This is a genomic window from Kutzneria sp. NPDC052558, assembly GCF_044547355.1.
Classification (GTDB): domain Bacteria; phylum Actinomycetota; class Actinomycetes; order Mycobacteriales; family Pseudonocardiaceae; genus Kutzneria.
On sequence record NZ_JBIUAG010000026.1, the window covers coordinates 85,449 to 107,459 of the forward strand.

Sequence of the window (22,011 nt, forward strand, 5' to 3'; positions counted from 1 at the left end):
GTTGGTCTTCGCTAGTTGGGTGGGGGGAGGGGGGCCGTGGCGCGGCGTGAGGTGGGTGGGTGGATAGGGGCCGTCAGGCGGGTTGTCGCGAGTCAGGCGGGTGGATGGGGGCCGTGGCGCGGCGTGAGGTGGGTGGGTGGATAGGGGCCGTCAGGCAGGTTGTCGCGAGTCAGGCGGGTGGATGGGGTTTGTAGCGCGGTGTGAGGTGGGTGGGTGGTGCGGTTTACAGAGGGCTTGGGACGTGGGAGGGGTCTGGCTTTCGTGGTTTGCTTGCCGTTTGGCAGGGTGGGCGCGAGGGTGGTGCTGGAAAGCGCTTTCCTGAAGTTTTCTTCAGGCGGGGAACGAAGAGATAACCGTTTCCTGGCAACAGAAATCCATCCCAATATTGTGCTAAGATGAGGGTATGTCAGTGAACCTGGATATGCCGGTCGACGCCGAATGGTGGCGGCTGGGTGACGGGGCGCTGGGCGAGATCGGTGTGCTGATCGAGCAGCGACGCAAGAGCGACTACCTGCGCGAGATCGCGGTGGTGCGAGAGCAGTGGAACCGCACCAGCCGGACCAAGGACGACCGCAAGGCGCTGGTCGCGTCGCTGACGGTGGCGTGGAAGATCACCCGGGGCGAGGCCCGGGACCTGGTGCGGTTCGCGGAGCTGTTCGGGCGCGAGGCGGTTCGGGACGTGGCGACGGGGGCGGTGCTGAGCAAGCAGCACCTGACCATCATCGACACGACCCTGAGCGCGGCGCCGGAGGCGGATCGCGACGATGTCGAGGCGGCGTTGGTGGAAAACGCGCCGCAGTTCGACACCGTGGACTTCAGCGACATCGCCAAGCGGATCCTGCTGCTGCTTGACCAGGACGGCACAGCCCCCGACGACCCAGAGTTGGCTAGGCCCACGCGGGAGCTCTACATCACCCGCCGACCCGACGGGTCCTTCGACATCCGGGGCCACCTGGACCTGGAGACCGGGGCGATGCTGGAAGCGGCCATCGCGTCGAAGTCCAAGCCCACCTCGGCCAACGACACCCGCACCACCCCTCAGCGCCAAGGCGACGCCCTCGCCGAGATCATCGACATCGCCCTGGGCAGCGACCAACTACCCGACGAGGGTGGCGAGAAGCCGCACCTGAACCTGACGATGTCCTTCAAGGACTTCCAGGAGCAGCGCGGCACCGCCAATGTGGAGGGCATGGGGCCGCTCAACGCCGCCTCAGTGCGCAGGATCGCGTGCGACAGCACGATCCTGCGGGTGGTGCTGGGGGCCAAGTCCGAAGTCCTCGACATCGGACGGGCCAGCCGGACAATCCCCAACGCGATACGCAGAGCACTGATCATCCGAGACAAGGGGTGCGCGTTTCCGGGATGTGGAAGGAAACCCCGGCAATGCCACGCGCATCACGTGGTGGAATGGGCTGACGGGGGGCCGACCAGCCTGGACAATCTGGTGTTGCTGTGCAGCGCCTGTCATCGGCTGATTCATCATAGCGGGTGGGAGGTGAAGATCAACGAGGGGCTGCCGGAGTTCAGGGATGGAGCCGGTCGAGGATAGCCGCCACGGAGCGGTGCGTCCCTGCCCATCGGGTGGCGGAAATGGGTTGATGGCGGCCATAGGTTGGGGGTGTGGACAACATCGACGTGCTGGTGCTGCACGGGTCGCCGGGGGCGGGCAAGACGACGGTGGCGAGGGCGGTGTCGGAGATGCTGCGGGAAGCGGACGTGGCGCACGGGGTGATCGACCTGGACGAAATCTCGCTGGTGCATCCCAGCCCGGGAAGGTCGTTCGCCCGGGAGAACCTCAAGGTGCTGTGGCCGCGCTATGCGGCGGTGCCGGGGCTGAGGCTGGTGCTGCCGAGCGTGATCGCGGACGAGGAGGAGCTGGTGCTGCTGCGGGAGGCGCTGCCGGGAGGGAAAGTGGTCGTGTGCGAGCTGACGGCGCCGCAGGACGTGTTGAAAGCACGGGTGACGGAGCGGGAGCCGAACGACTGGTGGCGGGAAGGGCTGCGGCGGTGGGTGGACGTGTACCACGGGCGGAGCGACCTGGCGAGGATCAGGGACTTTCTCGTGTCCACACACGAAAAGGCGGTGGAGGACGCGGCCCGGGAAGTCATCGCGAAGTGGGAAGGCGCTACAGCGAAGTGAGCTTGACGCGGTTGCGGCCGGCCTCCTTGACGGCGTAGAGGGCGGCGTCGGCGGCGCGGATGGCCTCGTCCAGGGAATCGGGGCTGTCCGAGGGAATGAGGGTGGCGCCGATGGAAATCGTCAGATCAGTGATGGACTGGGGCTTGGTGTCGTCGGTGGGCTCGATGGCGACGGTGAGCGAATGCACCCGCTCACGGATGCGTTCGGCGATGGCTCGAGTCTGGCGTTCGTCGACATCGAGCAGAAGCACCACAAACTCCTCGCCGCCCCAGCGGCCGACGATGTCATAGTCACGGAGCTCGGCGCGCAAGGCACGGGCGACGGCCTCCAAGGCACGATCGCCGCTGACATGGCCATAGGTGTCGTTGACCTGCTTGAAATGGTCCAAGTCGGCGATCAGCACAGCGAGGGCGGAGCCATGGACATGGGAGCGGTCCATGGCCTGGCGGGCAGCCTGGAACCACCACTCCAAGGTGTGGAAGCCGGTCTTCGAATCGGTGCGTGACGCAGTGCGGAACTGGTGCAGGAGAAGGCCCCGGTGCACGGCCACGACGCCGACGACAACAGCGAGCAGCAGGGGCGGATTGGTGACGGCCAAGGCGGCGGCCAGGAGACCGAAGGCGTAGGCGCCGATCTCCTGGGACTGCTCGTGGAAGTTCTCCAGGACCTTGGCCAGGCGGGTTGACGGCGAAGAGACGAGGATGGCGGCGACGACCAGGCCGTAGTTGAGCAGCCAGCGAAGGCCGAAAGCGGCGGCGACGACGGCGAGATCGGCGAAGCCGGCCCACGTCGGACGGGGCAAGCCCGGATAGGTGGGCAGCCCGAGGGCCAGCACGGCGATGGCGGCCTGGGTGCCGAGCAGGATGGTGGCGGCCGAGAAGACCCACCGGAACAGGTCCAGCGGACGTTGCCGTCGGGGCCAGATGCGCAGCCACGCGATGGTGTACGTGAAGATCACGATGCCGGAGGCCAACAGCGGTGGCAGGATCAGGGCGGCGGCCACCGACCAGACGGCCTTGGTGTCGAGATACGGCCCGGAGCCGGCGCCACGCTCGCGTTGCCGCTCGGTGGGGCGTACGCCCTCGATGTGCAGCCACGCCCCGGCACAGAGCATGCCGGCGTAGACGAGGTCGGTGCTGCGGACGGGCATCAGGCCGGAGGTGCCGGCGGAAGCGGCGACGGCGATCGCCTCGACCACCAGCACATAGGCGACGACGTGCCGGGGCGCCTGCCACAGGGACCAGGACCGCGCCCACCGCCAGGGCGCCGCGATCAGGGTTCGCACCACGCCTCACCTGCTGAAACCACCGGGGCCGCCGGGGTACGGCCCGCCTCTACCGTAACCAAACTGGCACCCCGGGTAGCCGGATCCACACGAGAAGATGAAGCCGAGGGCGGAAAACCGCCCACTCGGCCGAACTCGTTAGGCCCTCCGAGGAGGTGAATCACGGTGCGCGACAACAACTGGCGGGACAACAACTGGCGCTGAATCGGCAGGTCGACGGCGTGATCGCCCGGTCAGAGAGAGGAGGTGCGCGGCGATGTCGGACAACAACTGGCGGGACAACAACTGGAAGTGAGCCCCCGATCCGTCACAGCCCGTACAACCCGGCTCGACCAGCAGAGGAGGTGACCGGCGTGCGCGACAACAACTGGGCCGAATGAGACACCGGTCAGCCCCGAAAACCCCGCCAAGTCGGCATCAACCGGGTGAAATTCCCGGGAAGGACGATGCCGACACTTCGGCATGGGCTCAGTCGAGCACGGCCACGGCCCGGGCCCAGCCGGCCCCGGCGCCGACGATCTTCACCGGGAAGCAGGACAGCGTGAAGCCATGGGCCCGGGGCAGCGCGTCCAGGTTGGCCAGCCGCTCGATCTGGCAGAACTCGCGGTCCCGGCCGGCGAAGTGGGCCGGCCACAGCACGCCCGGATCGCCGGTCTTCTGGTACTGCTCGATGATGTGGGTGAACGGCGCGTCGAGGCTGAACGCGTCCGTGCCGATGACCCGAACGCCCTGGTCGAGCAGCAGATCCACGCCGGAGCGGTCCAAGCCGACGAACTCGGTGAAGTACTTCGACGTCCCCACCAGCCGGGCGGCCCCCGTGTTGAGCAGCACGATGTCCAGCGGCGACAGGGTGTAGCCGACCTCGTCCAGCTTGGCCCGCAGCACGTCGGCCCCGACCGCGCCGACCGGGGCGTCGGTCAGGTCCAGCACGACGGCCGGCCGGTAGAACCAGTCGACCGGCAGCTGCTCGACGGTCTTGGGCGCCTCGCCGTAGGTGGTGATGGAGCCGTAGTGCGCGGGGGCGTCGACGTGGGTGCCGGTGTGCGTGGTCAGCGACAGCGTGTCGTTGGTGAGGAACTCCGCGCCCGGCAGCACGGCCGGGTCGAAGTCCATGCCGAAGTGCTCACGCATCTCCGACGCGAGGTGCCGGGCGCCGTCCGCCGCCGACATGGTGGTGATCGACAGCGGCTCCGGCTCCCAGAACGACGCGTCGACCGGCGACGACAGATCGATGAGCTGCACTTGTCCTCCCTGAGACAAAACGGTCATGCGAGCAGGCCGAGCCCGCCGTCGGCGGTGAGCACCTGCCCGTGGATCCAGGCGGCCTCCTCCGCGCACAGCAGCCACACGGCGTCGGCCACATCGCCGGGCACGGTCAGCCGCCCGGCGGGCGTGCGGGCGGCGAGGATCCGCATCGGCTCGGGGTTCACCGTGTCCGGCCCCTTGTCGACCTTGCCGGTGGACACGGCGTTGACGGCGATTCCCTTGCCCGCCAACTGAACCGCGGCGTAGCGGACTAGGCTCTCCAAGGCCGCCTTGGCGACGCCGAGCGACAGGTAGCCGGGCACGACCCGGTTGGCCCCGTTGCTGGACACGGCGACGACCCGGCCGCCGTCGGGCATCAGCGACGGCAGCACGTCGAGGGCCGCCAGCAGCGGCGTCAGCGAGGCCGAGACGTCGTCCGCGGGCGACTGGCTCCACCTGGCCGCGTTGTGCACGAACACATCCAGCCGACCGGTGAGCTCGAACGCCTGCGACAGCAGGGAACGAGCGCCGTCGGGAGCGAAGACATCGGCCTTGATGAGCTCACAGTCCAGTTCGGACTGCACGCGGGCGGCGGCCTCGTCGTCGTGGGCATAGTTGACGATCACCTGGCAGTCGGTGGCCGCCAGCTTGCGCACGACGGCCAGACCGATGCCCTTGGTGCCACCAGTGACGACGGCAACGCGCTTCATGCGCCAGCGACCGGCGTGTAGAGGTCGGCCTCCACGTCGACCAGATCGCGCATCACCTTGGCGTGGGCCAGGAACTCGGGGTTCTGCACGACGTTGCGGTGCGCCTCGGCGTCGGTCCACTGGCCGATGTTGAGGTACACGTTGGGCGTGCGCAGCGAGCGGACCATCTGGAACCCGACGAAGCCCGGCTGCTTCTGCATGAACTGGGCGTGCTCGGTGAAGAACTTCTCGAACTCGTCGGTGTCGCCCTTGACGGTGAACTTGCTGATGAACGTGACCACGTCGGCCGTCCTCCTCTGCAGCAACCTCGCCCTGAGGTCGCGTCGGGATATCTTTCCGTTGGCGGAGCGGGGAATGCCGGGCACGATGGCGACGTGCTCCAGCTGCTTGAAGTACGGCACGAGCGCGTTGACGTGCTCGATGAACTCGGCCGGCCCGCCGACCCAGCCGGGCTTGGGCACCACGAAGGCGTTGGCCACCGCACCGGACAGCTCGTCCGGATAGTCCACGACCACGCACTCGGCCACCGCCGGATGGGTCTCCAGCACCCGCTCGATCTCGGTCGGCGAGACCAGCCAGTTGTCGTGCTTGAACACGTCCTTGATGCGGTCGACCAGGAACAGGTAGCCGTCCTCGTCGATGTGGCCGACGTCGCCGGTGGACAGCCAGCCATCCTCGGTGACCTCGTCCAGATCGGCGTCCAGGTAGCCCTTCATCAGCTGCGGGCCGCGCAGCTGGACCTCACCCTTCTCCCCCGCCGCAAGCACTTCACGGGTGTCGAGGTGCACGATCCGACACTCGGTGCCGACCACCGGCGGCCCGACCGAGCCGATCTTCGGCGCGCTCGGCCCGTCGCTGTGGGTCAGCGGCGAGGTCTCGGCCAAGCCGTAGCCCTGGATCACCGGGATGCCGAAGTGCTCGCCGAGCACGGTGGCGGATCGGGGCGGCAGCGCGGAGCCGCCGGAGGCGATCACCCGCACGGTCTCCAGCTTCAGGTCCGGCAGCCGCGGGTCGGCGGCCAGCCGGCCCAGCTTCACCGGCAGGCTGTAGTAGTGCGTGGCCCGGTGCTCGTTGGCCAACTCGATCGGCGCGGCCAGATCCGGGTCGGCGCACAGGATCTGGGTGGCGCCGGCGAACATCGCCGAGTTGAGGTGCATCAGGTGGTAGGTGGGCAGGTGGTTCACCGTCACCGAGTCCGGCCCCAGCTCGTGGGCCCTGGCGATCTGCTCGGCGTTGGTGACCAGGTTGTGGTGGGTCAGCCGCACGCCCTTGGCCGCACCGGTGGTGCCGCTGGTGAACTGGAGGCAGGCCACCTCGCCCGGCTCGGCGTGCAGCGGCCCATCCGAGGACGGCAGCGGCTCGTCGAAGCGGAAGAACCGCGCAGCCTTTGCGGTGTCGAGGATGTGCTGCACGCCGTCGTCCCGCAGCAACGGGTTGATCGGCAGGGCGATGTTGCCGCTGCGGATCACGCCGTAGTAGGCGACGGCGAAATCCACGGTGAGCACCGAAGTCAGGGCGATGACCTCGCCGCTGTGGTCGGCCAGCGAGGCGGCGAAGCGGGTGACCTCCGCGTCCAGTTCGGCGAAGGTCACCGTCCGCTCGGCGCGAATGGCTACGCGGTCGGGGAAGGCCTCGGCGGCCTTGCGCACCAGCTCATCGACCAGCACGCAGCGCCTCCGCGTACTCCTTGGCGTGACGCAGGGTTGTCGTGCTGTTGGTGCCCAATGCCTTGCGCACGAACGCCTTGGCGTCCTCCACGGTCTTGCCCTCGCCCAGGATCGAGACGACGGCGTCGGGCTTGATCACGACGGTGTGGGTGGAGGTGGCCCGCACCCCGCCGTCGTGCTCGGCCAGCGTCCACCGTCCGGTGTGGACTGTCATCAGCGCCGGCACCTTGAGCTGCTTGTAGACGATGGTCGAGTCGGGCACGCAGACCCGGACCGACTTGGTGGTGTGGGTCGAGCCGTCGGCGGTCTTGGTGTCCATCTCCATCACCTGGAGCCCGGGCGTCTCCTCGACCAGCTCCAGCCGGGACACGTGCGGCAGCCGGTCCGGCCACTTGTCGGACTCGTTGAGGAAGGCGAACACGTCGGCCCGGTCGCCGGCGATGTCGACCACGTCGTGGAAGGTGATCGACAGCTCCTCGGTGGCGGCCAGGTTCTCGGCGATCGCCTTGAGGTTGGCCAGCTCGTGGGTGCTGTTGCGGTCCACGGCCTTGGTCACCCAGTCGACGTTGTCCGGGGTGTCGCCGACGGCCGAGAAGTCGTGCTCCAGCACGACAAGCGTGCCGCCGTCGTCGGTGGCCGACAGCACCCACGCGCCGCCCATCGCCGCCACCGGCGCCTGGGAGACCTCCTGGCGGAAGGTGATCCGGTGCTTGGCCGCGTCCAGCTCGCGACGCGAGGTCCAGGTCTTGACCTCGTCGTTCGCGGTGGCCCACAGGCGAATGCGCTCGTTGGTGTCCGTACGTTCGACGTGCTCGGCGTGCACGGTCGGCCCGAACAGCTGCGGCCAGCGGGTGACGTCGGCGAGCAGCGCGTAGACCCGCTCGATCGGCGCGTCGACGGTGATCCGGTGCTCCGCGTGATGGGTGGTCACGAGCGTCTCCTCAGTAGTTGCCCAGGCCGCCGCAGACGTTGAGCGCCTGCGCGGTGATGGACGAGGCCGTGTCGGTGAGCAGGTAGCCGACCAGGCCGGCGACCTCCTCGGGGGTGGAGTAGCGGCCGAGCGGGATCTTGGCGTTGAACTTCTCCAGCACCGCCTCCTCGCTGGTCTCCCAGAACTTGGCGTAGCGCTCGCGAACCCCTTGGGCCATCGGGGTTTCCACGTAGCCGGGGCAGACGGCGTTGACCGTGACACCGGTCTTGGCCAGCTCCAGCCCCAGCGCCTTGGTGAAGCCGACGACGCCGTGCTTGGCCGCCGAGTACGGCGCGCCCAGCACCACGCCCTGCTTGCCGCCGGTGGAGGCGATGTTGATGATCCGCCCGCGCTGCTTGTCCTGGAGGCCGCCGGTGGTCAGCACCGCCTTGGTGACCAGGAAGACGCTGTGCAGGTTGGTGGCGATCACGTCGTACCAGAGGTCGTCGGGGATCTGCGCGGTCGCGCCGCCGCCGCCCCGGCCGGCGTTGTTGACCAGGATGTCGATCGGGCCGAAGCGGTCCACCGCGGCCTGCACAAAACCGTTGACCTGCTCCGGTTCCCGCACGTCGCAGCTGGTCCCGTCGACGTCGAGGCCCTCGTCCTGCAACTGCTTGACGGTCTCGGCGACCCGTTCGGCGTCGCGGGCGCAGAAGAACACCCGGTCCCCGCCGGCGGCGATGGCGCGGGTCACGGCCAGGCCGATCCCGCTGGTGGCGCCGGTCACCACGGCGACCCGCTTGTCAGCCACGGACATCTCTTCCCTCCAATTGGAACAGGTCGGTGCGCACGTGTGGAGGCTGCGCGCCGAAGGCGATGGTGCGCAGCACCTTCTGGTAGACGGGGGTCTTCGGCAGCACCTTGGCCACCAGGGGGCGCAGCGTGTCGATCACACGGCCGTGCGACAGCATTCCCTTGCTCTGCCGGCCCTGCAACGAGAACACCGACTCGACGGCCTCGCGCCGGCGGCGCTCGAACCGCCCCAGGTCGCCGTCGAGCAGCGCCGGGTGCAGTTCGACGGCGTCGGCCAGCGCGAGGTTGATGCCTTGCGCGCCGATGGGACTGTGGGTGTGCGCGGCGTCGCCGATCAGCACCAAGCCGTCACGCCGCCAGGCGGTGGCCCGGCCGGAGAACACGTCCAGCAGGGTCAGGTCGGCCAGACTCGTGACCTGCTCGGCGATATCGCCGGCGTACTGCGGCAAGGCGTGGCGCAGCTGGGACTTCACCGACTCGATGCCGGCCGCGGCCAGCTCGCGGAAGCGGCCGTGCGGGACGAGCCAGCCGATCTGGATCCGGTCCGGGTAGGAGTCGTGGATCAGCGCGATCTGCCCGTCCTGACGGTGGATCCGCACGGTGCCGGTGCGCCGCCCGGGCAGGTGCAGCTTGAACCAGGCGATGTCGTGCTGGAACGAGTCGACCCGCTCGTACCCGATGCCGGCCAGCTGCCGGGTCTTGGAGTGCCGCCCGTCGGCGGCCACGGTCCACTCCGCCCGCACCTCGCGCGCGTTGTCCCCCGTGCCGCAACGGATTCCGGTCACCCGGCCGTCCGACTCCAGCAGCCCGTTGGCCGAACACCCGTCGAGCTGGCGGAAACCCGGCTCCCGCAGGCAGGCCGCGTGCAGGGCCTCCAGCACGTGCCGCTGCGGCACGCTGAGCAGGTGGTTGTGCGGGCCGGGCAGCACCGAGTAGTCGATGTCCAGCAGCACGCGGTCCCGTTCGGCCAGCTGGAAGCTGCGCAGCGGGTAGCCCTCGATCTCGGCCAGCACGCCCAGGCTGTCCAGCGTGGCCAGCGCGCTGGGCTGGAGGATCTCGCCGCGGTACTCGCGGTCGAACGAGCGCATGCGCTCGGCCACCACCACCCGCCGGCCGGACCTGGCCAACAGCAGCGCGAGCGTCAGGCCGGCGGGCCCGCCGCCGACGACGCACACGTCGGCCTCGACTACCTCCACGACCGCCTCCGTTCCCCGGTGTCGGCTCCACCCTGGCGGTCGCGGATGTTGTTCCGCTGAACTCCGAGTCATAGCGCGGCCTCAGGGCGTTTTCAGAACTCCTGGAGAGCGGCTGTCGACCCTGGTCGGCGTGATGCCAACCATCTATGAGCAGGTGCGCCGGTTCTACTCCCGGCAGATGCAGCTCATCGACTCCGGACGGGTCGAGGACTGGGTGGAGACCTTCGCCGACGACGCCGTGATCGCCAACAACGCCAACCCGGCCCCCGCGCGGGGCCGGGAGGTGATCACCAAGGTCGCGCACCGGATCGTCGCCGACGCCCACGAGCAGGGGCTGGTGCACCGGCACTGGCTCGACATGCTGACCGTGGAGCCGATCGACGAGGACCGGCTGGAGACCACGTTCTACGCGTTGGTCGTCGAGACCGCCAAGGGCGGGACGCCGGGCCTGTTCCGCAGCACCCGCGGCCGGGACGTGTTGGTGCGGCGGGGATCCGGCTGGCAGGTACGCGAGCGTTACGTCACCCACGACGGCAGCTGAGGAAAGGACCACAGCACGATGAGCACCGTCTCCACCGAGCTCTACCAGGAGATCCAGCACTTCTACGCGCGCCAGATGCAGCAGCTGGACGCCGGGCTGGCCGACGAGTGGGCCGAGACCTTCACCGAGGACGGCGTGTTCGAGGCCAACGCCCACCCCGAGCCCTCGATCGGCCGCGCGGTGATCAGCGCCGCGGTCAAGCAGGCGCACGGCCGCCTGGCCGAGTCGCAGGAGACCCGCCGGCACTGGCTGGGCATGCTGACCATCGACCGCGGCGAGGACGGCACCCTGTTCGTCCGCAGCTACGCCCTGATCGTCGGCACCAAGAAGGGCGGCGAGCCCAAGATCGTGTTCAGCACGCTGTGCGAGGACACCCTGGTCCGCCACGAGGACGGCTGGCAGGTCAAGTACCGCAAGGTCACCCGCGACGACCTCTGACCGGCCAACCGCCACCCACAGCCACCTCGTATCCTTCCCCGGCGCCACATGTGCGCCATAATCGCGCCCCTGTGCCACATGTGGCACAGGGGCGCTGGGGTTAGTGGGCGGAGGGTGACAAGTGGCGGGGCCCCCCCCCCCCGGGGGGGGGGGGGGGGCCCCGGGGGGGGGGGGGGCCCCCCGGGGGGGGGGGCGGGGCCGCGGGGGGGGGGGCGCCCCGGGGGCGGGGCCCCGCCCCCGCCGCGGGCCCAAAACCCCCCCCCGGGGCCCCCTGGGGCCCGGGGGGGGGGGGGTTTTGGGGGGGTGGGTGAAACTGGGGGGCCCCCCCCCCCGGGTGGGGGGGGGGGCCCGCCGCTTGTGTGGGTCAGGCCACTCGGGTGAGCTCGCCGTTGACCAGGGACAGGAACTCGCGCGGGGTCCTGGCCTCGACCACGGCGTCGTCGACCAGGGTCACGGCGTAGCGGCGCTGGGTCTGGCCGGCCGCCTCCAGCATGGCCAGGGAGTCGTAGCCGAGGTCCTCGAAGGTGACGTCCAGGACGTCGCCGTCGAGGTCGGCGACGTCGGAGTCGCCCGCGCACTCGCGGATGATCGCGACCAGCTCGGCAAGGGTCATCTCGGACATGTCGGGTCTCCTCGTGATCAGCTGGCCCGCAGCACGACGGCGGAGTTGTAGCCCCCGTAGCCCCGTGCGACGACCAGTGCGGTGCGGATCTTCTTGCTGCGCGGCCGGTCCACGACCAGGTCGAGGTCGATGCCGGGCGCGAGGCGGGCGACGTTCGGGGTGGGCGGGACGACGCCGTCCCGGATGGCCAGCAGCGCCGCGACCACGTCGAGCGAGGCGCCGCCGGAGTACAGGCGGCCGATGCCGGCCTTGGGCGCGGTGACGGGCACGCGCCCGAAGACCTCGGTGATCGCGGCCGCCTCGGCCCGGTCCAGCTCGGGCACGCCGGCGGCGTCGGCGAACACCACGTCGACCTCGCCGGCCTCGATGCCGGCGTCGGCCAGGGCGTTCTCGATGGCCCGGCGCAGCGTGCCGGGGCGGCCGGAGCCGGGCGGCGGGTCGAAGGTCGACGCGTGCCCGGCGATGGCGCCGTAGCTGCGCGCGTCGGGCCGCAACTCGTTCTCCACCACCAGGATCGCGCCGCCCTCGCCCGGCACGAAGCCGTTGGCGTCGCTGTCGAACGGCAGGTACGCCCGCGCCGGATCGTCGCGGTAGCTGAGCCGGTCGCTGGCGATCTGCGCGACCCAGCCCCACGGGCACAGTCCACTGTCGACACCGCCGGCCAGCATCAGCTCGGCGCCGTCGCGCAGCCGGCGGCGGGCCATGGCCAGCACGTCGAGGCCGCCGGCCTGCTCGCTGACGACCACGCCGCCGGGCCCGCGCAGCCCCTGCCGGATGGAGATCTGGCCGGTGTTGACGGCGTAGAACCATGCGAACGACTGGTAGGCGCTGACGTGGTCGCTTCCCTTGCTCCACAACGCTTCCAGCTCGCGGTGGCCGAACTCGAAGCCGCCGGCCGAGCTGGCCGTCACCACGCCGGCGGCGAAGTCGGGCAGCTGGTCGGGCTTGACGCCGGCGTCGGCCAGCGCCCAGTCCGAGGCCACCAGGGCCATCCGCGTCATGTGGTCGGTCTGCGGCAGCATCCGGCTGGACAGGTGCTCACGGGCCTCGAAGCCGTCGACCTCGCCGGCCAGCACGGCCGGATAGCCCGCGGTGTCGAACCGGGTCACCTTGCCGATGCCGCAGGCGCCGGCCAGGGTGGCCGACCAGTACTGCTCGACGCCCATGCCGGTGGGGGCGAGCAGGCCGATGCCGGTGATGTGCGGGGCGTTCACGCCGACCTCCGATCCAGGACCATCGCGCTCTGGAAGCCGCCGAACCCGCTGCCGACGGTGAGCACCACGTCGGCCCGCTTCTCCCGTGCCACCAAGGGGATGTAGTCCAGGTCGCACTCGGGGTCGGGCTCGTGCAGGTTGGCCGTGGGCGGCAGCACGTCGTGCTCCATGGCCAGCAGGCAGGCGGCGATCTCGACCGAGCCGATCGCGCCAAGCGAATGGCCGATCATGGACTTGATGGAGCTCATCGGCGTGCGGTAGGCGTGCTCGCCGAGGCTGATCTTGACCGCGGCGGTCTCGTGCCGGTCGTTCTGCTTGGTGCCCGAGCCGTGCGCGTTGACGTAGTCGACCTCGGTCGGCTCGATCCGCCCCTGGGCCAGCGCGACCCGGATCGCCTCGGCCATCTCCCGGCCGTCGGGCCGCAGCCCGGTCATGTGGAACGCGTTGCAGCGGGTGGCGAAGCCGGAGATCTCGGCGTAGATCCGCGCGCCCCGGCGGCGGGCGTGCTCGCGCTCCTCCAGCACGAACACCGCGGCCGCCTCGGCCAGCACAAAACCGTTGCGGCTGCGGTCGAACGGCCGGGACGCGGTGTGCGGCTCGTCGTTGCGGTTGGTGGTGGCCTTGATGGCGTCGAAGCAGGCCAAGGTGATCGGCGAGATCGGCGCGTCGGTGGCCCCGGCGATCACCACGTCGGCGCCGCCCTCGGCGATCACGTCGCGGGCGTGGCCGACGGCGTCGAGGCCGGACGTGCAGCCGGTGGAGATCAACGCCACCGGGCCCTCCGCGCCGACGTCCCAGGCCACCTCCGAGGAGATGGAGCTGGGCACGTAGTAGTCGAACAGCTGCGGCACCGCGTAGTCGTTGTCCACGTGCCACTTGCGGCCGCTGTCGCTGACCACCGAGTACTCCTGCTCCAGCCCGGTGGTGCAGCCGACCGCGCTGCCGATGGCCACGCCGGTGCGGGCCGGGTCGACGGCCAGGCCGCTGTCGGCGACCGCCTCCCGGACCGCCACCACGGCGAACTGCGCCGCGCGGTCCATGCGCCGGGCCTGCCTGGGGGTCAGGCCCCGCGCGACCGGGTCGAAGTCGCACTCGGCGGCGACCTGCGAGCGGAACGGCGACGGGTCGAAGAACGTGATCCGGCGGGTCGCGGTGCGGCCGTTGGAGATCAGGTCCCAGAACGCGGCGCGGCCCGTCCCGCCCGGGGCCACGACGCCGATTCCCGTGACGACGACGCGCCTAGCGGGCCGTGCAGAGTTGTCCACAACACCCTCCCGAAGGGCCCGCCGGCGAGAAGAGGGGCTACCCGGTGAGGGTGCGGCCGGCGGGGCCGTGGTCGACGACAGCGTCCTCACTGTCAAGGACCAAACTCGCAGACGGCAGTGGTGACGTGCTGAAACCGCTCTGAAGAACCGCTGCCGGCAGCTCGTGTCCGTCCGTGAGCTCGCGCACATGCCCGGTCACCCGGAACCGGGTGCTGGCCCCCGGAGACAGGTCAAGCACCTCTTCCACCAGGTAGGCGTCGGCCAGTGTCTCCAGCAGATCTTCAGCGGTCGCAACGGAAATCCCCAGCAGCACGGCCAGCTCGGCCGCGCTGACGGTGTCGACCTCACGGCCGGCCACCGCCCGCAGCGCGGCCCGGGCCAGCTCGGGCAGGCTGTGGTAGTTGCCCAGCAACGTCTCGCGCAGGCCGGCGTTGCCGGAAATCCGCAGCAGCACAGAGGGATCGGCCACGATGCGGTGCCGCATCTGGGCAAGTGTCCAACTGCGACGGTAGGCCAGCCGCGCGCCGACCGCCCCGATCAGCCGGGGCAGACCCTCGCACATCCGCACCAGCGCCGCGGCTTGCTGAAGTTCGGCATGCACCCGTTCCTGGCCGACCACTCCGGCCAGCATCCGAATACCGTCCTCAGTGGACAGTGGCGGCACCTCCATGGCGAAGGTGACGCCGGGGCTGTGCAGCCGACGCCGGCTGGTCACCAGCATGGCGCTGCCGGGGCCGCTGGGGCGGATGCTGTCGAGCTGGTCGACCGACATCACGTCGTCCACGACGACCAGCAGCCGCTGTTCGGCGCTCCAGGCCCGGAACGCGTAGCCCAGGCCGGTGAAGAAGGCCGGCATCTGCACCCCGGCCGCGCGCATCGCCTCGGCGAGCACGTCACCGAGATCGGCCTCGCCGTTGTTGACCGGCCGCAGATCCACGAAGATCTGACCGTCCGGATAGGACTTGCGCACCTGGTGCGCGACGGTGACGGCGAGCGCGGTCTTGCCGGCCCCGGGCGGCCCGGCCACCTCGACCATGCGCAGCCCCGGCCGGTTGCCGGCGTCGGCCGAGCCGAGCAGCTCGGTGAGCGTCTCGACCTCGGCCTGCCGTCCGACGAAGTGGAACGAGGCCGGCGGCACCTGGGCGACCGGGCTGCGCTGGGCCGGCAGCGGCAGCACGGTGATCGGCATCATGGCCGGTTCCAGCGCGTCCTCGGTCTCCGCCGACGGCTCCGGCGCCAGCGCGGTGCGGACCGGCGCCGTGTCGGGCAACAGCAGCGACGGGTGATCGGTGAGGACCGCCTGGTGCAGGTCGCTGAGCGCGGCCGAGGGCACGAGCCCCAGCTGGGCCACGAACTCCGCCCGCAGCCGCTGGTAGGTCTCCAGCGCCTCGACCCGCCGGCCGCAGCGGTAGAGCGCGGTCATCAGCTTGGCCGAGAAGCCTTCGTGGGTGGGCTGGGCCTTGACCACACCGGCCAGCTCGTCCACGACCCGGCGGTGTCGGCCGAGCGCGAGGTCGGCCTCGAACCTCAGTTCCAGCGCGCTCTTGCGGCTCTCCTCCAGGTGCGCCGCCCGCGCCGAGAGCAAGGGGCCGGTGGTCACTCCGCCGAATGCCGGCCCCCGCCACTGCCCCAGCGCGTCCCGCAGCAGCTGCGCGGCCTCCTCGGTGCGCCCCTGGTCCAGAGCGCGCCGCCCCCGTTCCAACAGCACCTCGAAGGTACGCACATCGACCTCGCAGTCCCGGCCCAGCCGGAACTCGTAGCCCTGGGCCCGGGTCAGCACCGTCACGCCGCCGGCGTCCTGCACTCCCCGCGCCAACAGCTTGCGCAGTTGGTAGACGTAGGTCTGCACCGTCGTCGACGGGCTGCCGGGCGGGTTGTGCTCCCACAGCTCCTCCACGATCTGGTCGAGGTGCGCGACCGTGTCGGCGTTCAGCGCGAGCAGGGCCAGTATCGTGCGCAGCTTCGGGGCCGACGGCGTGACCGACCTGTCCGCCATACGGACTTCGAGCGATCCGAGCAGACCGACGAACACCGAGTCCCCCATTCCTCCATTTGCCCCAAGGGCAGTGACCACATCCGAATGCACTCGCCTCGCGCCGCGTCGAACGAGGCGAATTGATGTTGTTCGGCGACCAGCACCGCCTGGCCAAGCCCCCCCTCGGCCCGCCAATCACGAAACCATTAACTTCTCCCCAGACCCCAACCAGTTCCCGCGCCGACCATATCAGCACCCACCCCGATCGCCATCAGACAAACGAGCGGAAACACAGCGTCTAGCATGCGTTACCGTACGTGCGCGCCGCTTGGTCACGTCCGCTTTTGGAACCACACCAATCAGACATGAGCGGCCCGGAAGCGTGTGAGATACACCAAATGCGCCCCGTACACGTAACGAAAATTAACCAGCAAAATCAGACACCGCCCCAGGTTTACGCAGGACGGTGTCACCTCGCACTTAACCCGTCAAGCACAAAGGGGCACGTCCACCAGCACAAAGGTGCCCAACCGCCGTTCAACGACCACCGGCAACGGTGAGTGCCTGCCCGGTCACATTGCGATTGGCGCCCGATCCGAGCCAGAGGACGGCCTCGGCGACGTCCTCGGCGGTGCTCAGCCGACCGGTCGGCGTGCGCGCGCATTCGCCGGCCACCGCGTCCGGCGGCAGGCCCGCGGTGCCCTCGACCATGCCCGGGCACACGACGTTCACCAGGACTCCGTCCCGGCCGACGTCCCAGCTCAGCGAGCTGGCGAACCCGTGCAGGCCGGCCTTGGCCGCGCCGTAGATCTCCCGCCCCGGCTTGCCGCCGTCGACCACACGGGAGGAGACCAGCACGATCCGCCCCCAGCCCCGCTGCCGCATACTCGGCAGCGCCAGCTGGACCGTGCGCAGGGTCCCGGTGAGGTTGTCGTCGAGGAAACCCGCGTAGGCGTCGGCCGGCAGCGACTCGAACGGCGTCCCGGGCCCGCGCTTGGCGCCGGGCTTCACCGCGCTGGTCACGAGCACGTCGACGCCGCCGCAGCGGTCGGCCACCTCGCCGAAGGCGGATTCCGGCTCCTCCAAGAGGTAGTGCACCGGGAAGCCGCCCAGCTCCTCGGCCAGCTGCTTGGCCGCGTCAACGTTGTCGCGGTAGGCCACGGCGACCGTCGCGCCCTCGCGCGCGTAGGCCCGGGCGGTGCTGCCGCCGATCCCGCCGCTCGCCCCGGTGACCAGGGCGATCTTGCCTGCCAGTGCGTAGTCCATCTAGAGCCCCAGTTCCGGTAGCACGACAGCGCCGCTGCCGGTGGCCGACACATATCCGTCCGGGCGCACCAGCACCCAACTTCCCGGCCCCGCCCCGAAATCGGCGTGCAGCCGGCCGTCGTCGTCCGGCAGCGGGTTCACCGCGGTCGACGGCGACCGCAGCACGGACCGCACCGACAGCCAGGCCCCGTGTTCCTTGTCCAGCAACCGAACGGCGTCGTCGGACGGCGAGAACACCAGCAGGGTCCAGCGCGGGTCCCGGGCTTCCTCGACGAGCGCGGCCCAGCCGGGGCTGCGCACGCCGTCGGCGTCCACCTTCAGCAGCCGCTCGCCGTCCCCGGAAGTCGTGAGTGGACTGTCCACATACGACAGACCGAGGGCCGACATGCCGCCCATGATCTTGCGCTCGATCCTGTGCCGCAGCGGCGCCACCGTACGCAGGACGGTGATGCCGATCAGCACGCCGATGCTCTTCAGCGTCACCAGCCCGGTGGCGGTCTTGGTCGAGCCCAACAGCTTGCGCCCCACCGGGACCCGCTCGGCCGAGTAGCTGTCCACAAGGGACACACCGGCGTGCCCCTGCACGACCATGGCCAGCTTCCAGGCCAGGTTGTAGCCGTCCTGGACGCCAGTGTTCAGCCCCTGCCCCGAGGCCGGGCTGTGCACGTGCGCGGCGTCGCCGGCCACGAAGCAGCGGCCCTTGCGCATGGCCGGGATCATCCGCTGCTGGATGGTGAACACCGAGACCCAGCTGGGCCGGCGCACGGTCACATCCTGGCCGACGCCGACCCGGATCTTGTCCTGGAACCGGCGGCCGACCGCGTCGTCGTCGCCGTCGTAGCTGGCGTCGGCGGTGTCCAGCAGCCGCCACTTTCCCTCGTCCGGGAAGGGAACCAGCATCACCGTGCCGGTCGGGGTGCGCACCCAGTGGATGCTGTTCTGCGGCAGGTCGGTGTCCACCTGGGCGTCGGCGATCAGCCAGGTCTCCGAGGAGTCGCCGATCAGCGGCAGGCCCAGGCGCTTGCGCACGGTGCTGTGGCCGCCGTCGGTGCCGACCAGCCACGGCACGACGACTTCCTCGGCGCGGCCGTCGGCGTGGCGCAGCAGCGCCCGCACCTGGTCGCCCTCGTCGTTGAACGTCTCCAGCCGCGTCTCCCACTCGACCTCGACGCCGTGCCGGGCCGCGGCGGTGCGCAGCACCTCCTCGGCGATCATCTGGTCGATCATCAGCGTGAACGGGAACCGCGTGGGCAGCCGTGAGTAGTCGGCGTCCATCCGCGCCTCGTGCCGCCCGCTGTGCAGGGTGAAATGCGTGACCTGCCGGCCCCTCGGCAACAGGTCGGCCAGCACGCCCATCTGGTCGTAGACCTCAAGGGAGCGCGGGTGGGTGGCCAGCGCGCGGCTGGTCACGGCCGGCCCCTTGGCCGCGTCGACCAGCCGCACCCGCACGCCGCGCCGGGCCAGCTCGTGGGCGACGACCAGGCCGACCGGCCCCGCGCCGACCAGCAGCACGTCCAGCGTCATCGGGTGGCCACCAGCACGGTGTCGTTGCCCTCGGCCAACTTCGTCGCGGCCTGGAACGTGAAGCCGGCCTTCTCCACCATCGCGCGGCCCTCGGCCACGGTGTACTCGCCGCCGCCCTCGGTGATCAGCGCGACGTTGATGCTGCCGATCAGGCTGCGCAGGTCCGGCGACTGCTCGTCGAGCATCTGGTCGTACACCACGACCGCGCCGCCGGGCCGGATCGCCGCGTAGGCCCGTTCCAGCAGCTGCTGGCAGCCGGCGGTGTCCCAGTCGTGCAGCACGTGCCCGAAGACGATCACGTCGGTCTCGGGCATCGGGTCGGCGAAGAAGTCGCCGGCGTGGAAGTCGACCTTCCCGGTCACGTCCAGTTCGGCCATCAGCTCGTGGAACAGCGGCTCGATGCCCGGCAGCTCCATCACCCCGCCGCGCAGGTGCGGATGCGCGAGCACCAGCCGCGCCGCCACGTTGCCGCGCGCGCCGCCCACGTCGACGAAGCTGGTGTACCGCGACCAGTCCACGACCTCGGCCAGCTGCGGCGCGACGACCGCGTTGTTGGCGTCCATGTGCACGAGGAAGTTCTTGGCGGCAGCCGGGTTCTCGTAGAGCTTGTCGAACGCGGTGTGCCCGGTCGGCTTGCCGTCGCGCAGCGCCTCGCTCAGCCGGCCCCACATCGCGTAGTGCCGCTGGCTCGCGGTCCTGATCCGCGCGCCGAGGTAGACCGGCCCGCCCGGCACCAGCACCTCGGCCGCGGCCGGCGAGTTGCGGAAGTGCCCGTCCTCGCGTTCCAGCAGGCCGAGCGCCACCAGCGCGTTGAGGAAGTCACGCAGCAGCCGGGGGTGCAGATCCAGCCGGTCACGGATCTCGGTGGCGGTGGCCGGTCCCTCGGCCAGCAGCTCGAACAGGCCGACCTCGACCGCGCTGTGCAGGATCTTCGACTGCGTGTACGCCATCGTGAGGCGGACGATCGCAGCCGTGTCGGTGTTGCCCATCAGGCGCCCCTTGCCCTCGTTCCCGTTTACCGGATCGAGGGTGCGGATCGGCGCTCAAAGACACCTGAGGGACCTCTGAAGACAAGGCCGGGTTCCCGCCCGACGGGGGCCGGGCGGGAACCCGGGAAGCGCCCGGGGTGAGGGGTGAGGGCGCTTCGATTAGGGGGACGAATCGGATATTTGCTCAGAAAAGGGACTGAATGGTGGCCAGCGCCTTGTCGTAGCTCTCCTCGGCCAGCGGGATGAACTGGGCCAGTTTGGGCATGACCTTGGCCAGCGTCATCTCGGCGTGGATGAAGCGGATGTCGTTCAGGCCGACCTGGCCCAGCGCGGCGCGCAGCCACGGCTCCTGGAAGTCGAAGCCGGCCCGCGGCGTGCCCGGGGCGTAGGAGCCGCCGCGGGAGGTGATGATCGTGACGTCCTTGTCGACCAGCTTGCCCGCGCGGGTCTCGGTGTCGAAGGTGCGGCCGGGCAGCACGATCCGGTCCACCCACGCCTTGAGGCTGGCCGAGACCATGAAGTTGTACATCGGCGCGCCGATGACGTAGGTGTCGGCCGCCTCCAGCTCCTCGATCAGCGTGTCGGTGATCGCGAAGCTGTCGGCCAGGTGCTCGGGGCGCTGGCCGGCCGGCAGCGTGGAGGTGCCCAGGTCGGGCATGTCCGGGTAGGGCACCGGGTTGACCGCCAGGTCCCGGTAGGTCACGGTGCCGTCGGGATGGGCCGCGGTCCACGCGTCGGCGAAGGCACGCGTCAGCTCGCGGCTGACCGACCCCTCCTGCCGGGAGGAGGTGTCGATGTGCAGAAGGTGTGCCACGGGTGTTGTCTCCTTACGAGGTTCTGCGGGGAAGCATCAGGGCCGGCGCCAGGGCGAACAGGGCGATCACCAAGGCGCACAGGAAGGTCTGGCTGAACGCCACCGGGGCGGGGGCGGCGGCGAGGCGGATGTGCAGCACCACGGCCAGGATCGCGGTGGCCAGCGAGCCGCCGACGCGTTGGCAGATGGTCAGCAGCGTGGCCGCGCGGGGCACGCTTTCCTTGCCCACCACCAGATACGCGGCGGCCATGGTCGGCATCATGGTGGCCCCGAGGCCGAGGCCGCGCACCACCAGGGAACCGACGAGCAGCGCGGTGTTCGGATGTGCGCCGAGCAACGTGAACGGGACCGTGCCGGCGACGATGGCGAGCACGCCGACAGCGACCACGCCCCGCACGCCGAACCGGTCGGTGAGCCGGCCGGTGAAGGGTGAGACCAGGGCGACGCCGACGCCTTGGGGCAGCAGCATCAGGCCGGCCTGCAACGCGGTCTGCCCCTGGCCGAGCTGGTAGTAGAGCGGGATCACGAACATCGCGCCGAACAGGCCCGCGCCCAGCAGGAAGGTGCCGACGGCCGAGACGGAGAAGCCGCGCGTGCCGAACAGGCGAAGGTCCAGCAGGGGCTTGTGTTTGGTGGTCAGCACGTGCCGGCAGAACAGGCCGGTCAGCACCAGGCCGCCGGCCAGCCAGGCCAGGCCGAGCGGGTCGCCGCCGTCGCCGACCACGATCAGCCCGTAGACCAGGGCGGCCAGGCCGGGCGAGAGCAGCGCCATGCTGACCCAGTCCAGCCGCTCCCCCGCCTTGGGCTCGCCGGCCGGCAGCCGCAGCGCCGCCAGCGCCAGGGCGACCAGGCCGATCGGCACGTTGACGTAGAAGATCCACTGCCAGCCCAGCGTGTCGATCAGGAAGCCGGCCAGCACCGGGCCGAAGACCGGGGAGAGCATCACCGGCAGCGTGACCACGCTCATCAGCCGGCCGATCAGCTGCGGGCCGGCCGCGCGGGCCAGGATCGTCTGGAGCACGGGCATCAGCAGGCCGCCGCCCAGGCCTTGTAACGCCCTGAACGTTATCAACTCGCCGATGTTCGTGGCCAGGCCGCATAACGCCGAGCCGATCAGGAACAGGGTCAGCGCCCCCATCCAGACCCGCTTGGCGCCCCACCGGTCCACCGCCCAGCCGGACAGCGGGATCACCACCGCCAGCGCGAGCAGGTAGCTGGTGCTCACCCACTGCACCGCCGGCAGCGACGCGTGCAGCTGCTGCGCCAGCGTGTCCACGCCGACGTTGACCACAGTGGTGTCCAGGGAGGACATCAGCGCCCCGAGCACGACGACGCCGGCCAGCTTGAGCAGGGCCGGGTCGAGCCGCCGGGGTGCGGTCGGTGTGCTGACCATACCCA

20 protein-coding genes are annotated in these 22,011 nt (G+C 70.4%); 4 read left to right on the forward strand and 16 right to left on the reverse strand.

Annotated elements, in window-relative coordinates; genetic code table 11:
- Positions 1-403 precede the first annotated feature (403 nt).
- Together ACIG5F_RS35910 and ACIG5F_RS35915 are read left to right on the forward strand one after the other, a co-directional pair.
- Entirely contained in the window at positions 404-1,549 is a 1,146-nt protein-coding gene (locus tag ACIG5F_RS35910; protein ID WP_396524432.1) for a DUF222 domain-containing protein, read from the forward strand.
- A 71-nt stretch (positions 1,550-1,620) separates the two neighbouring features.
- A complete protein-coding gene (locus ACIG5F_RS35915) occupies positions 1,621-2,139 on the forward strand; it encodes a zeta toxin family protein (RefSeq protein ID WP_396524433.1) in 519 nt (172 codons plus the stop codon).
- On the opposite strand, the gene ACIG5F_RS35920 is transcribed toward ACIG5F_RS35915, so the two are convergent.
- The 7 genes from ACIG5F_RS35920 to ACIG5F_RS35950 form a co-directional block, all read right to left on the reverse strand.
- On the reverse strand, positions 2,126-3,424 hold the full coding sequence (locus ACIG5F_RS35920; RefSeq protein ID WP_396524434.1) for a diguanylate cyclase: 1,299 nt from the start codon (positions 3,422-3,424) through the stop codon (positions 2,126-2,128). The genes ACIG5F_RS35915 and ACIG5F_RS35920 overlap by 14 nt on opposite strands.
- Positions 3,425-3,892: 468 nt before the next feature.
- The gene (locus ACIG5F_RS35925; RefSeq protein WP_396524435.1) at positions 3,893-4,666 is read right to left on the reverse strand and encodes a cyclase family protein; all 774 of its coding nucleotides are present in this window, start codon (positions 4,664-4,666) and stop codon (positions 3,893-3,895) included.
- 23 nt (positions 4,667-4,689) lie between these two features.
- The gene (locus ACIG5F_RS35930; protein WP_396524437.1) at positions 4,690-5,379 is read right to left on the reverse strand and encodes an SDR family oxidoreductase; all 690 of its coding nucleotides are present in this window, start codon (positions 5,377-5,379) and stop codon (positions 4,690-4,692) included.
- Entirely contained in the window at positions 5,376-7,046 is a 1,671-nt protein-coding gene (locus ACIG5F_RS35935; RefSeq protein WP_396524438.1) for an AMP-binding protein, read from the reverse strand. The genes ACIG5F_RS35930 and ACIG5F_RS35935 overlap by 4 nt, the downstream gene beginning before the upstream one ends.
- The gene (locus ACIG5F_RS35940; protein WP_396524439.1) at positions 7,033-7,977 is read right to left on the reverse strand and encodes an aromatase/cyclase; all 945 of its coding nucleotides are present in this window, start codon (positions 7,975-7,977) and stop codon (positions 7,033-7,035) included. The genes ACIG5F_RS35935 and ACIG5F_RS35940 overlap by 14 nt, the downstream gene beginning before the upstream one ends.
- Before the next feature lie 10 nt (positions 7,978-7,987).
- A complete protein-coding gene (locus ACIG5F_RS35945) occupies positions 7,988-8,767 on the reverse strand; it encodes an SDR family NAD(P)-dependent oxidoreductase (RefSeq protein WP_396524440.1) in 780 nt (259 codons plus the stop codon).
- The gene (locus ACIG5F_RS35950; RefSeq protein ID WP_396524441.1) at positions 8,760-9,965 is read right to left on the reverse strand and encodes an FAD-dependent monooxygenase; all 1,206 of its coding nucleotides are present in this window, start codon (positions 9,963-9,965) and stop codon (positions 8,760-8,762) included. Before ACIG5F_RS35950 ends, ACIG5F_RS35945 begins: the two co-directional genes overlap by 8 nt.
- Positions 9,966-10,098: 133 nt before the next feature.
- Between ACIG5F_RS35950 and ACIG5F_RS35955 the strand changes: the two genes are divergently transcribed.
- A complete protein-coding gene (locus ACIG5F_RS35955) occupies positions 10,099-10,506 on the forward strand; it encodes a nuclear transport factor 2 family protein (protein WP_396524443.1) in 408 nt (135 codons plus the stop codon).
- An 18-nt stretch (positions 10,507-10,524) separates the two neighbouring features.
- Entirely contained in the window at positions 10,525-10,944 is a 420-nt protein-coding gene (locus tag ACIG5F_RS35960; RefSeq protein ID WP_396524444.1) for a nuclear transport factor 2 family protein, read from the forward strand.
- A 364-nt stretch (positions 10,945-11,308) separates the two neighbouring features.
- Here the strand turns inward: ACIG5F_RS35960 and ACIG5F_RS35965 are convergent, their stop codons facing one another.
- The 9 genes from ACIG5F_RS35965 to ACIG5F_RS36005 form a co-directional block, all read right to left on the reverse strand.
- Positions 11,309-11,566, reverse strand: coding sequence for an acyl carrier protein (locus ACIG5F_RS35965; protein ID WP_396524445.1), 258 nt, complete (start codon positions 11,564-11,566; stop codon positions 11,309-11,311).
- 17 nt (positions 11,567-11,583) lie between these two features.
- A complete protein-coding gene (locus tag ACIG5F_RS35970; protein WP_396524446.1) occupies positions 11,584-12,780 on the reverse strand; it encodes a ketosynthase chain-length factor in 1,197 nt (398 codons plus the stop codon).
- On the reverse strand, positions 12,777-14,045 hold the full coding sequence (locus ACIG5F_RS35975; protein WP_396524447.1) for a beta-ketoacyl-[acyl-carrier-protein] synthase family protein: 1,269 nt from the start codon (positions 14,043-14,045) through the stop codon (positions 12,777-12,779). Before ACIG5F_RS35975 ends, ACIG5F_RS35970 begins: the two co-directional genes overlap by 4 nt.
- Positions 14,046-14,082: 37 nt before the next feature.
- Positions 14,083-16,041, reverse strand: a complete 1,959-nt coding sequence (locus tag ACIG5F_RS35980) for a BTAD domain-containing putative transcriptional regulator (RefSeq protein WP_396524448.1) — start codon at positions 16,039-16,041, stop codon at positions 14,083-14,085.
- Between the two features lie 516 nt (positions 16,042-16,557).
- Positions 16,558-17,286 (reverse strand): SDR family NAD(P)-dependent oxidoreductase, encoded by a 729-nt coding sequence (locus ACIG5F_RS35985; protein ID WP_396524449.1) that lies wholly within the window; start codon positions 17,284-17,286, stop codon positions 16,558-16,560.
- Complete coding sequence (locus ACIG5F_RS35990; RefSeq protein ID WP_396524450.1) at positions 17,287-18,810, reverse strand: FAD-dependent monooxygenase; 1,524 nt, start codon at positions 18,808-18,810, stop codon at positions 17,287-17,289.
- The gene (locus ACIG5F_RS35995) at positions 18,807-19,799 is read right to left on the reverse strand and encodes a methyltransferase (RefSeq protein ID WP_396524451.1); all 993 of its coding nucleotides are present in this window, start codon (positions 19,797-19,799) and stop codon (positions 18,807-18,809) included. The genes ACIG5F_RS35990 and ACIG5F_RS35995 overlap by 4 nt, the downstream gene beginning before the upstream one ends.
- Before the next feature lie 184 nt (positions 19,800-19,983).
- On the reverse strand, positions 19,984-20,613 hold the full coding sequence (locus ACIG5F_RS36000) for an FMN-dependent NADH-azoreductase (RefSeq protein ID WP_396524452.1): 630 nt from the start codon (positions 20,611-20,613) through the stop codon (positions 19,984-19,986).
- 13 nt (positions 20,614-20,626) lie between these two features.
- Entirely contained in the window at positions 20,627-22,006 is a 1,380-nt protein-coding gene (locus tag ACIG5F_RS36005) for an MDR family MFS transporter (RefSeq protein WP_396524453.1), read from the reverse strand.
- Positions 22,007-22,011 lie beyond the last annotated feature (5 nt).